The organism is Oceanisphaera litoralis (genome assembly GCF_016907015.1).
Taxonomy (GTDB): Bacteria; Pseudomonadota; Gammaproteobacteria; order Enterobacterales; family Aeromonadaceae; genus Oceanimonas; species Oceanimonas litoralis.
This window is the reverse complement of sequence record NZ_JAFBBE010000036.1, coordinates 1-12,539: the sequence shown is the minus strand read 5'-3', so window position 1 is coordinate 12,539 and position 12,539 is coordinate 1. Positions and strand designations below refer to the sequence as shown.

Below are 12,539 nucleotides of genomic sequence, written 5' to 3'. Positions count from 1 at the left end.
CGAACCCTTGTGACCGTTGGCGTGTTGCCCCGTGTCAGTGGATGCGCATTATAGGGAGCCGCCGATTTTGCGCAAGGGCTTTTTTGATAAAAACATCGACTTTCGCACCACTTGAACAAACATCCACCAACAAGGTCGTTTTTACTGCATTTTGTCTTCCAGGGCGGGCTCGGTCGAGCCTATTCTGGTCACCAGCAACTGGTCTATCTTGTAATTATCGATATCGACCACTTCAAATTTGTAGCCCGAGTGCAGCACGAAGTCGGTGCGCTTGGGTATTTTGCGCAGCATGTACATCATGAAGCCGGCGATGGTTTCGTAGTTTTCATCATTGGGGAAGCTGTCGATATCCAGCACTCTCATCACATCTTCCAGCGGCGTCGACCCTTCTACCAGCCAGGAGTTGGCATCGCGCGACACTATGTGGTCTTCCTGAGACTGCACCAGTTCGCCCATGACGATGCTCATCACGTCTTTAAGGGTGATAATGCCGACCACCATCGCATACTCGTTCATGATAATGGCAAAATCTTCCCCCGCCGTTTTGAAGTGCTCCAGCACCTCATACATGGACAGGGTATCCGGAATGATCAGAGGGTTACGGATGATGCCTTCTTTTTGCAGTGATATCGGCTGCTGGTGCAATACCTGCATCAGAATATCGCGGGAGTCGACGTAGCCGACCACCTTGTCGAGGCTGTCTTCACACACCAGAAACTTGGCATGGGGATGCTCGGCAATCTTGGTCTTGATGCTGTCCTGACTCTCGGTGAGGGTAAAATAGATCAGACTTTCCCGCGTCGTCATGGCCGAGGTCACGGTGCGCGACTCCATATCAAACACGTTTTCGATCAGGTGATGTTCCTGCTCCTGCAAGACCCCGGCCTGAGCCCCCGCATCCATCATGGCAATGATGTCTTCCGGCGTAATTTCGTCCTTGCGCATGGTGGGCACCTTGAACAGTCGAAAGAACAGGTTGGCAAGGCCATTGAAAAACCAGACCAGCGGCTTGAGAAAGACGAGAAAAAACGCCATCGGTCGTACCACCGACACGGCAATCCGTTCCGGCGCTATCATCGCCAGCCGCTTGGGCATGAGGTCGGCAAACAGAATAAACAAGGAGGTCACCACAAAAAAAGACAGCAGGAACGCCGTTTTTTCGATCCAGACGCCATCGAAGAAGGTCTGAAGCAGATTGGTGAGAAAAGGCGTAAAGGCGGCCTCACCCAGGATACCCCCCAGAATCGCCACCGCATTGAGACCTATCTGCACCACGGTAAAGAAGTTCCCCGGCTGATCCTGCAGCATCAGCACCTTTTCGGCATTGGGCTCGCCATTACTGGCCATTAACCTCAATTTCATTTTTCGTGATGCGGCCAGGGCAATTTCCGATACCGAAAAGAATGAACTGATAGCGACCAGCAGAACGAGTACCAGCAGGTTCTCAAATAACGTCATAGTGATGCACACCGGTAAAAAAGAAAGGGAAGTAAAAGCCGGAAAAACCGGTTCAGGATATCATGGCGTGTAGAATTTAACAGAAGTCGGCCTGCGGTTTCAGGCTGGATCTGAAGTGATATCAAGAAAGTGCTGTAAAAAGAAAAACATTGTCGTGATACTTGCTCTCATTCGACAAAGTAAAAGCTCTTAGTGAGTCCACTATTGGACACTGTCATTCAGATAATAAAGCGTACGGATAATACCAATGTTGATAAGACGATTACTGCTCGGCTGGATACTGTCCGGCCTGATGCTGCCCGTCTGGGCCCTGGAGCAAAACCTGGACCACTGGTCTTTTCAGGAATATCTGGATGCTTTTCCACAACAGCGACCTCTGTCCGATGCCTTTTCGGCACGGATACGGCAAGCCGCCGAGCCCTGGACGACGCCAGCAGACAAACCGGTGCACATCGCCATGCTCATCCCCGATCAGCAGGTGTCGGATTACTGGTTTCGCAACCGGCAAAGCCTGACCGCTCGCCTGCGGGAAATAGGCCTGCCCTTTACCCTGACAAGCTACTCCTTCCGACCAGAAACCAGCCAAAGGGAGCAGGAGCGACAGCTGGTTGAAGCCCTGAAGAGCGATCCCGACTACCTCATCTTTACCCTGAACTCAATGCGTCACCGGGTCTTGATAGACAAGATGATGGCTCGGGGCCGCCCCAAGCTCATTCTGATGAATATCACCACACCGCTGAAACACTGGGGCAAAAACCAGCCGTTTTTCTATGTAGGATTCGATCACCAGGAAGGAACCCGGCTCTTGAGTGATGCTATTAACAAGATGACCGGAAAGCAGGCCAACTATCTGATGCTGTATGGCACCCGGGGTTATGTCAGCCAGGCAAGAGGGGATGAGTTTATCCGGCTGACATCAACCCAGCCCGGCTTTACCCTGCGCCAGGCCTTTTATACCGATGTAAACCGGGAAAAAGCCCGGCAGGCGGTCCTTCAAACGCTGGCAACCAAGCCGGACATCAACCTGATTTATGCCACCACCACGGATATCGCCTTCGGCGCCATCGACGCCCTGAAAGAATTGAACAAGGAAGACAAGATTATCCTCAACGGATGGGGAGGAGGCAGCGCCGAGCTTGAAGCCCTGGCCCTGGGCCACCTTGATCTGACCGTGATGCGCATGAACGATGATAACGGTGTCGCCATGGCGGAAGCCATCCGCCTGGATCAGGAAGGAAAGACCCATCTTGTACCCCGGGTCTACAGCGGGGACTTCGCCATCGTTGACCAAGACACTCCCACCACAGAACTGGACCGCCTCAAAGCCCATGCTTTCCGTTACTCGAAGTAGCCCCCGCACCAGGCGCTTGCTCAGACTGATGCTGGTACTGCTGCTGCCTGCATTTCTGTTGCTTGCCGTGGCCGTGCTGACGCTGACCTATAACAGTACTTCAAAGATGGTCGATGAAAGTATTCGCCATCAATTACAGGAAACCAACAATCGGGTACAGGGCCGCCTCGACAGCTACCTGAGCGGCCTGGATCACCTGTTATCAGCCACGGCCGAACATCCGGAGCTGGCCGCCATCCTGTTGCGTGACGACAGGGAAGCGGCCAGGGACGTATTGCAGAAGACGCTGAATAATAGCCATGGTGAATACCTGGATCTGCTGATACTGACACGGCAGGAGCAGTATTGGGCCAATATGAACTCCCCCCTCTACCTGCTGGAACATCGGTTGGCATCGCTGATTGCCGATACCCCCTTCTATAACAAATGGGCCGGTATCGAGCTGGATCCCTCACCCGCCCCCTTGACGGCATGGATACAGCGTTACCCCATACTGTCGCCGGATTCGGGACAGGTAATCGGCAGCCTGTTCGGAGGTCTGGTTCTGAATGACAACCTGACCCTGTTGAGCCTGCTGGGGCAGGGGATCAAGAACATCAATATACAGCTTATCCTGCGCGGAAAACCGGTGGGGCCGGCCTTTATCAACAGTGACATACCTTCCGAGATATTCACCCAGGCCCTGTCCAGCCTGCGTCCCTATGACCAGAAGCATAACCAGAAGCATGACCAGAAGCATGGCTATTATTTCAGCCTGCAGCCTCTGCTTATCAATGGTGAGCAGAGCGAACTGCAACTCTTGCTGCTGACCGATGACACCATGTTCCGGCAATTACAACAGACCTACGGCCACCACTCCCTGCTGGTGTTGATACTGGTATTGATCACCGCCCTGGCCCTGTCACTCTATACCCTGAAACTGATCTCCTCGCCATTGAACAACCTGACCCGGTTTGCCGAGCAGGTGAGTCATGGTCAAGCCGCCTCTTTTCAGCCCGGTCGCATCGAGGAGTTCAACCTTCTGGGAACCAGCCTGGAACAGGCCGAAAAATCATTGCGCCTTAACAGGCTGGTGCTCGAAAACATGACGGAGGCCGTCGTTATCTTCGATCGCGCTCGTCATCTTATATATATCAACCAGGCCTATACCCAGATCACCGGCCAGAGTCGGGATGAAATCGCAGGTCAGTTGCCATCCAGCGTGTTACACCGGGTATTTGGAGACAAGACGTGGCGGCTTTCATGGCACATGGCCAAAGTGACCGGCAGTTGGCAGGGCGAAATACCCGGTCATTCAAAAAACAGTCCCCACAGCCTCATCAGGCTATCGATCACCACACTCCGAGAAATGAATGACGAGATAAGCCACTATGTTGTCGTCTTTTCGGATATATCCATCTTCAAAGGCATTCAGCAACCCTTGCCAGACGCGTCCAATGCTGAGGCAGAAGACCGGCAAGGCCCGCGAGCCAGCCAGAGAACGAGCACCCGAACAGGACGGAACCCATAAGCAAAAAGCGGTTCCGGCCACCATGACCAGAACCGCTTCAGGATTCAAAAAACGAGCCGCTTCAACCGCTACCAGAGGGATGGCAGCCTGTTCTTAACGATGGGATGAAAATTAAGTGTCATCACAAAAAGTGTAAAGGCTGCCTATCAAACCGATGGGTTCAAGCGCGGTAACTTGATGGAAATAAGTGACGTCAGCAGCAGAAACGCCATTGATACCCACAAACAGGCCTGCATGCCGGCGCTGCCTTGCCCCGCCCACTGGAATATCCAGCCGGACAGTACAGTACCAAGCAGACGTCCCATGGCGTTGGACATATAGTAAAAGCCCACATCCAGGGAGACGCCATCACGACCGGCGTAGCTGACGATAAGATAACTGTGCAGGGATGAATTGACCGCAAACACGGCGCCAAACAACAGCAGGCCGCCGATAAGCACGGTTGTAGGATCCACTGCGGTCATGAGTCCCAGCGCAATCCCCCCGGGCAGCAGGGTCAACAGCAAGGCCCACACCGTCGCCGCCCGGCCATCGGGTACTTTCCCCGAGGCTTTGCCGGTAATACGCGGCGCCAGGGCTTGCACCAGACCGTAACCGATCACCCACAGGGCCATAAAGCCACCGGTCTGGCTGTGGTTCCAGCCCAGTGTCTGGGACAGAAACACCGGCAGCGCCACCACAAACCAGACATCACGAGCACCAAACAGAAACATTCGCGCGGCCGAAAGCACATTGATGGCCGGACTTTTGGATAAAATATCGCGGAATTTGGGCTTGTTTGTGGCTTTGCCCAGATCCTGTTTCAGCAGCACCAGACTCAACAGCCACACCAATGTCAGGGCAACCGCCATCGATGCCACCGCGCTGGTAAAGCCCATTCCCATCAACAAGGCCCCCCCGAGGAAAAAGCCCACGCCCTTTAGCGCGTTCTTGGAACCGGTGAGCAGCGCAACCCACTGATAGAGCCTGCCCTGGGCCTCCGACGACACCAGCAGCTTGATGGAGCTTTTGGCGCTCATCTTGTTGAGATCCTTGGCAACCCCCGACAATGCCTGTGCGGCCATCACCCAGGGCACGGTCAGCCAGGCGGCAGGCACCAGCAACATGGCCAAGGCCGCCACCTGTAACATCAGACCGATATTCATGGTGCGGTTCAGGCCCAGGTGAGCGCCAAGCCAGCCCCCCACCAGATTGGTGATCACCCCGAAGATTTCGTAAAACAGAAACAGCAGGGCGATGTCCAAGGGTGAGTAACCCAGACCATGAAAATGCAGCACCACCAGCATGCGCAGGGCGCCATCGGTCAGCGTAAAGGCCCAGTAATTGCCGGTCACCACCAGATACTGGCGAATCGCGGGAGAGAGCTGGCTCAGCATTTAGCTGCGTCCTGCCTTCAGCGCCAGTTCGGCGGTGCGATTGGCATAACCCCACTCATTGTCGTACCAGGCATAGATTTTTACCTGGGTATCGTTCACCACCATGGTGGACAGGGCATCAATGATGCTGGAGCGGGGGTCGGTTTTGTAATCAATGGAAACCAGCGGACGCTCTTCGTAACCCATGATGCCACTCAGCTCGCCCTCTGCGGCCACTTTCAGCAAGGCATTGACCTCTTCTGCCGTGGTGGCGCGTTCGACTTCAAACACACAGTCGGTGAGTGAAGCATTGGCCAGCGGCACCCGAATGGCATGGCCGTTCAGCTTGCCTTTCAACTCCGGGAAGATATGGGTAATGGCCGTGGCCGACCCTGTGGTGGTGGGAATCAGGCTCATGCCACAGGCACGGGCCCGGCGCAGATCCTTGTGGGGCGCATCCAGAATGGTCTGGGTATTGGTGATATCGTGAATGGTGGTCATGGAGCCATGCTTGATGCCCAGTTGTTCATGGATCACCTTGACCACAGGCGCCAGGCAGTTGGTGGTGCAGGATGCCGCCGTCACTATGGAATGCCGGGCCGGATCATAGAGGTGGTCGTTGACCCCCATCACCACATTGAGCACACCTTCTTCCTTCACCGGCGCAGTTACCACCACCCGCTGGACGCCCTGGTCCAGGTAGGCCTGCAGCACGGCCTTGCTTTTCATTTTTCCGGAGGCTTCGATCACCAGCTGACAACCCGACCAGTCGGTGTCTGCAATGGCCGTGTTACGGCTGACGGCAATCCGGCGGGAACCAATCAGCATGACATCGTCCTCGGCAGTCGCCTCGTGTTGCCAGCGACCATGTACCGAATCGAAATTCATTAGATGTGCCAGGGTGGCGGCATCACCGGCAGGATCGTTGATCTGGACAATCTCGACCTCGCTTTGATCAAAGAGGGCGCGCATGGTCAGACGGCCCATGCGGCCAAAACCGTTAATACCTATTTTAATGGTCATCATGTTTCTCCGCTTAAGGCGTGACTGAGTTCAGAACATAGCTGCGTTGAGCCGGATGGCTGAACGCCTTTGGACGTAGCGCCTGGATCGCCGTGATTGCAGCTTCGGGGGGGCACCCGGCGGCGAGCATCAGTTTTGCGGCTACCAGCCCGGTACGGCCGGAGCCTCCCTTGCAATGCAGCGCCAGGGTATCGCCCGACTGCAAGCGTTGCAGGAGCGCTGCGCTGCAGGCATTCCAGGCAAGGTCAAAGTCTGCCCCCGGCAGATCATCATCCGGTACCGGAAGGTGAAACCAGTCCAGCCCCGCCGCCTTTACCGCAGAGGAAAAATCCTGAAAACCTTCTTCGCTCAACTCGGCGGCCGTCATTAAGGTGATGATGGCGGTGGCTCCGCCCGCTTTCAGTTGTGACAGGGACTCACACAATTCGATTCCCTGAGTACCCGGACAGGGCGTCAGCAGCAAGGTGCCCTGCTGAATGGGGAGCGACCAGGACGGGTGAGACGATACAGACATAATCAATCCTCTTATTGGGCATACCCGATTTTGCGGGCATACCAGGGGCGGGTTTTGTTTACGAAATAAACCAGGGACAACATGACAGGCACTTCCACCAGCACGCCAACGACAGTCGCCAGCGCCGCTCCCGAGTGCAGCCCGAACAGCGAGATCGCCACCGCTACCGCCAGCTCGAAAAAATTGGAAGTGCCAATCATGCAGGCCGGGGCGGCCACATTGTGCGGCAGACGCAACCACCAGGCGGCGGCATAGGCGATGATGAAGATACCATAGGTCTGGATCAGCAGCGGAATGGCGATCAAACCGATGGTTTGAGGCTGTGCAAGTATGGTTTCGGCCTGAAACCCGAACAGCAATACCACGGTGGCCAGCAGGCCCAGAATCGACCAGGGCTTGAGTACCCGCAGAAAGTGGTTCAGACGAGCGCCATCTCCCTTGCGCTCCAACCGGTGGCGGGTCCAGACTCCGGCCACCAGCGGCAGCACCACATACAGCACCACCGACAGCAGCAGCGTTTCCCAGGGCACCTGAATGTCGCTGACCCCCAGCAGGAAGGCGGCAATCGGCGCAAAAGCGAAGATCATGATGATGTCGTTGACCGACACCTGCACCAGGGTGTAGTTGGGATCCCCCCTGGTCAGCTGACTCCAGACAAACACCATGGCGGTGCAGGGCGCCACACCCAGCAGGATCATACCGGCGATATATTCACCGGCACTCTGGGGATCTACCCAGTCGGCAAAAATTACCCGAAAAAACAGCCAGCCCAGTGCCGCCATGGTAAACGGCTTGATCAGCCAGTTAATGATCAGCGTCAGCATCAGTCCTTTGGGCTTTTTCCCCACGTTCTTGATGGCACTGAAGTCGATCTGCACCATCATGGGGTAAATCATCACCCAGATGAACACCGCCACCACCAGGTTGACGTGGGCAAATTCCAGCCGGGCGATGACACCAAAGAGCTCGGGAACCAGATTACCCAGTACCACCCCCGCAAGAATGCAGAGTGCGACCCAAAGGGTCAGGTAACGTTCAAAAATACCCATTTAATTCATGCTCCCTCAGATGGACCTCTGGTTAACCCGGGCCGACAGCTGTGCGGCACTTTCTACCCGTTCGGAGTAGCGGTCGGAACGTTGGCGCAAAGATCCATACGACAGCAGAATTCTGGGCGCATGCTCGGGCCCTGAAGTACGTAATGCTTCCTGATCCAATGCAGGAAGCTGCTCAACGTCAAGGTTGGGCAAACCCTTCATCTCATGCGTCATTAACGCTCTCCTTGTCACAGACGTTGCCCCCTTGTGAAGGGCGTGAATTCATGGTGTTCAGGCGGGACCAGGGTTGCTCCAGCAGTTGCGGGCTGTGTTCCAGCGTGTCTTTTAGAATGCCTCGCATCCAGTCGTGCAGCAGCGGGTGAATTCGATAGAACACCCACTGCCCCTGGCGCCGATCCAGCAGCAAGCCCACTTTGCGCAACTGGCTCAGGTGTCTTGAGATCTTGGGTTGCGGCAGATCCAGTGCCGCCATCAGTTCACAGACACACAGCTCCCCTTCACGCTCAATCAACAGCAAACTCAAGAGGCGGGTTTCATCCGCCAGTGACTTGTAAAAGTCCAACGGCTGTACGGGCTTGATTTCAGATTTGACCTCTTTGCTGTTGACCAGCACAAACAGGCGGATCCGTTCACCGAGTTCCTGCAGCGTGAGTGCAAACGCCTTGGGATCGAGAAAGTCCCATGCCATGACGACGCCACTGCCGGGCCAGTGGCGGCACTCTCGATGTGCCTTGTCGCACAAGCTGATCACGAAGTCGAAATGCTGATCTTCAAGACTCTCGATCGATTTGGATACCAGCCCTTCGGTTGTCAGCCCGAAATTCTGCAGGGCCTTAACGGTGCGCGGGTCCATGTCGGAGGGGGCCGTGCCGGCACTGAACACCTCGAAACTGTCGCCGCCGAAGTGGCGCAGCAAGGCCTCCGCCATCTGCGAACGGGCAGAATTGGCCGTGCAGACAAACAGCACTCGTTTCATTGCATACCCACCTATCACCTGTGTAATTTGGCAGGATTTTACATACGAAAAAAAAGATATACAACCTGATGCATATACGGAGTTTCGTATTTCATGTCAGATCCGGCCTGTTTCCGGGACATATAATGACCTGCGATGACGACAAACCGGTTTCGTCAGTGAAATTGAAGATGGCCGTCGGTGGGGGGGTTAAAGGAAGATAAAGGAGGTTAAAGGAGGTTAAAGGAGGTTAAAGGAGGTTAAAGGAGGATAAGAGCAATTGAGGCAGTTCGAGGAAGATGGCATGGCGGTGAAGGCCGCCGCTCAGGACAGGCTTGAGGGGTGCCTTAAAACTGTCGCATATACGGCAATGCCCAGCTTCCGCTGGGCATTGCCGGCTATTTTCAACGATGAAACTATATTTTCAATGATGAGACTTTATTTTCAGCCCACCACAATCATCGGCCATACTGCCCGGATTATTCCACCGTCACGGATTTTGCCAGGTTCCTCGGCTGATCCACATCGGTGCCCTTGATCAGCGCCACATAGTAGGACAGTAACTGCAGGGGAACCGTGTAGACGATGGGGGCAATGGCCTCTTCCACATGGTTGACCTGCATTACCCGCATGGTGGCATCGCCCTTGAAGCCGGCCTGCTTGTCGGCAAACACATAGAGAATCCCGCCCCGGGCGCGAACTTCTTCCACGTTGGATTTCAGCTTTTCCAGCAGATCGTTGTTGGGCGCCACCACGATAATCGGCATGTCGGCGTCGATCAGCGCCAGCGGGCCGTGCTTGAGCTCGCCGGCCGCATAGGCCTCGGCATGGATATAGGAGATCTCCTTGAGCTTGAGCGCCCCCTCCATGGCGATGGGATACTGCTCGCCCCGGCCGAGAAACAGGCTGTGGTACTTGTCGGCAAACTCCTCCGCCAGCACTTCTATATCTCCGGCCAGGGCCAGGGTATCGACGATGTGGCCCGGCAGGGCGCGCAGCGCCGTGACCAGCCCGGTCTCGGTTTCCGCCGTCATGTTGCCACGACAGCGGCCCACCGCCGCCACCAGCATCAGCAAACCGGCCAGCTGGGTGGTGAAGGCCTTGGTAGACGCCACCCCGATTTCGGCACCGGCCCGGGTCATGAAGGCCAGATCCGACTCCCGCACCAATGACGAGCCGGGCACATTACAGATGGCCAGGCTGCTCATGAAACCAGACTCCTTGGCCAGACGCAGCGCCGCCAGGGTATCGGCAGTCTCGCCGCTCTGGGACAGGGTGATCAGCAGGCTGTTGGGACGCACCACCGACTTGCGATAGCGGAATTCCGAGGCGATTTCGATGTCGCAGGACACACCAGCAAGGGCCTCGAACCAGTAACGGGCCACCATGCCCGCATGGTAGGAAGTGCCGCAGGCGATAAGCTGGATATGCTCTACCTTTTCGAAAATTTCGCGGGCACCATTGCCGAAGGATTCCACCACCACCGCCGATTCGGTGATCCGGCCTTCCAGGGTGTCGGTAATCGCCTTGGGCTGCTCATGGATTTCCTTGAGCATATGATGGCGATATTCGCCCTTGTCACCCGCGTCGTGGGTGACGTCGGACTCCAGTTCGTCACGCACCACTGGGTTGCCCTGGCTATCGAAGACATTGACTTCGCGACGGGTCACCTCCGCCACATCGCCTTCTTCCAGAAACAGGAAGCGGCGGGTCACCGGCAACAGCGCCAGCTGATCCGAGGCGATGAAGTTCTCGCCCAACCCCAGGCCAATCACCAGCGGCGAACCGGAGCGCGCCACCACCACCCGGGAGGGATCCCGCACATCCATCAGCACGGTACCGTAGGCACCACGAAGCTCTTTCAGCGTGGTTTGCAGTGCCGCCAGCAATGAATCTGCATGCTGGCGGTGGTAATGCACCAGATGAGCTATCACTTCGGTGTCGGTATCGGAGCTGAACTCGTAGCCTCTGCCCTGCAGTTCGGCCCGCAGTTCCTCGTGGTTTTCGATGATGCCGTTGTGCACCACCACTATGTCACCGGATACATGGGGATGGGCATTGCGCTCGGAGGGCTCGCCATGGGTGGCCCAGCGGGTATGAGCGATACCGGTGCCGCCGGCCAGCGGCTGCTGTTCAAGTGCATCGGCCAGCGCCTGCACCTTGCCCAGCCGACGCAGGCGCCCCAGCTGTCCCGGGGCTTCGGCGATGGCCACGCCCGCCGAGTCGTATCCGCGATATTCAAGACGGCGCAGGCCTTCCACCAGGATTTCCGCCACATCACGCTGGGCTACCGCCCCTACAATTCCACACATAAATTATTCCTCAGGGTTCGGGGCAATAACCAGGTTAACCCCCTTTTTCTCTAACTGTTGTTGGACTGTTTTTTCTATGCCGCTATCGGTCACCAGGGTATGAATGGCACCCCATGGCAGTTCCAGATTGGGGATCTTGCGGCCAACCTTGTCCGATTCCACCATCACCACCACTTCCCGGGCGACCTCGGCCATCACCCGCGACAGGCCCGTCAGTTCGTTGAAGGTGGTGGTACCCCGCTCGAGATCGATACCGTCGGCACCGATGAACAGCTGATCGAAATCGTAGGACCGCAACACCTGCTCGGCCACCTGGCCCTGAAAGGATTCGGAAGAGGGATCCCAGGTGCCGCCGGTCATCAGCAGCGTCGGCTCCGGCTCCAGCTCGCGCAGGGTATTGGCAATATTCAGAGAGTTGGTCATCACTACCAGGCCGTGTTTCTGACCCAGCTCACCCAGCAGCGCCGCCGTGGTGCTGCCGCTGTCGATGATGATGCGGTTATGGTCACGTACCCGTCCGGCCGCGGCTTTGGCCAGCGCCTGCTTTCGTTTCGACACCGGCTCGCCGGCATGTTCCGCCACCATTTCGCTCGGCACCGGCACAGCACCGCCATAGCGGCGCAGCAGCAGGCCGTTCTTTTCCAGCGCGGTCAGATCCTTGCGAATGGTGACTTCGGAGGTTTCAAAGCGTTGCGACAGCTCGTCGACCGTCACTTCCCCCTGCTCGGTGAGCAAGGTGATAATGGTATGACGACGTTGTTGGGTATTACGTTTCGACATGGACTATTTAAGTTTCGATTTGAAACATAATGCTAGCAGATCAAAAGATAATGGATCAATGGATAGTTTCTGGATCGGGGGATATGAAGAGGCAACAGAGTTGCCTCGTCCGACACGCTTCAAGTACCTATATGGACACCTCGCTTCCTGCAAGTGGGGTTTCCGTTATTTTCGGTAATCAGGATAAAACTGCATACGTATATCCGGCCTGTATTGATGAGCA

General features: G+C 56.2%; 10 protein-coding genes. 2 read left to right on the top strand and 8 right to left on the bottom strand.

Features of this window, described 5'->3' with window-relative positions; genetic code table 11:
* Positions 1-141 precede the first annotated feature (141 nt).
* Positions 142-1,458 carry a polyamine export protein PaeA gene (gene paeA, locus HNR62_RS15670; RefSeq protein WP_204797015.1) on the bottom strand — a complete coding sequence of 439 codons (1,317 nt, stop codon included), beginning with the start codon at positions 1,456-1,458 and terminating at the stop codon, positions 142-144.
* Between the two features lie 247 nt (positions 1,459-1,705).
* Between paeA and HNR62_RS15665 the strand changes: the two genes are divergently transcribed.
* Entirely contained in the window at positions 1,706-2,809 is a 1,104-nt protein-coding gene (locus tag HNR62_RS15665; protein WP_239552873.1) for a substrate-binding domain-containing protein, read from the top strand.
* A 28-nt stretch (positions 2,810-2,837) separates the two neighbouring features.
* Positions 2,838-4,319, top strand: a complete 1,482-nt coding sequence (locus HNR62_RS15660) for a LuxQ periplasmic sensor domain-containing protein (protein WP_239552872.1) — start codon at positions 2,838-2,840, stop codon at positions 4,317-4,319.
* A gap of 146 nt (positions 4,320-4,465) precedes the next feature.
* Here the strand turns inward: HNR62_RS15660 and arsJ are convergent, their stop codons facing one another.
* The 7 genes from arsJ to HNR62_RS15625 all read right to left on the bottom strand — a co-directional run bounded on the left by arsJ (position 4,466) and on the right by HNR62_RS15625 (position 12,316).
* Complete coding sequence (gene arsJ, locus HNR62_RS15655) at positions 4,466-5,695, bottom strand: organoarsenical effux MFS transporter ArsJ (RefSeq protein ID WP_204797013.1); 1,230 nt, start codon at positions 5,693-5,695, stop codon at positions 4,466-4,468.
* Positions 5,696-6,700, bottom strand: coding sequence for an ArsJ-associated glyceraldehyde-3-phosphate dehydrogenase (locus tag HNR62_RS15650; protein WP_239552871.1), 1,005 nt, complete (start codon positions 6,698-6,700; stop codon positions 5,696-5,698).
* Between the two features lie 10 nt (positions 6,701-6,710).
* On the bottom strand, positions 6,711-7,211 hold the full coding sequence (locus HNR62_RS15645; protein ID WP_204797012.1) for a phosphatase domain-containing protein: 501 nt from the start codon (positions 7,209-7,211) through the stop codon (positions 6,711-6,713).
* Positions 7,212-7,222: 11 nt separating this feature from the next.
* Complete coding sequence (arsB, locus tag HNR62_RS15640; RefSeq protein ID WP_204797011.1) at positions 7,223-8,260, bottom strand: ACR3 family arsenite efflux transporter; 1,038 nt, start codon at positions 8,258-8,260, stop codon at positions 7,223-7,225.
* Positions 8,261-8,471: 211 nt separating this feature from the next.
* A complete protein-coding gene (locus HNR62_RS16360; protein WP_204797010.1) occupies positions 8,472-9,245 on the bottom strand; it encodes a metalloregulator ArsR/SmtB family transcription factor in 774 nt (257 codons plus the stop codon).
* 458 nt (positions 9,246-9,703) lie between these two features.
* Entirely contained in the window at positions 9,704-11,536 is a 1,833-nt protein-coding gene (gene glmS, locus HNR62_RS15630) for a glutamine--fructose-6-phosphate transaminase (isomerizing) (protein ID WP_204797009.1), read from the bottom strand.
* Between the two features lie 3 nt (positions 11,537-11,539).
* Positions 11,540-12,316 carry a DeoR/GlpR family DNA-binding transcription regulator gene (locus HNR62_RS15625; protein ID WP_204797008.1) on the bottom strand — a complete coding sequence of 259 codons (777 nt, stop codon included), beginning with the start codon at positions 12,314-12,316 and terminating at the stop codon, positions 11,540-11,542.
* Positions 12,317-12,539 lie beyond the last annotated feature (223 nt).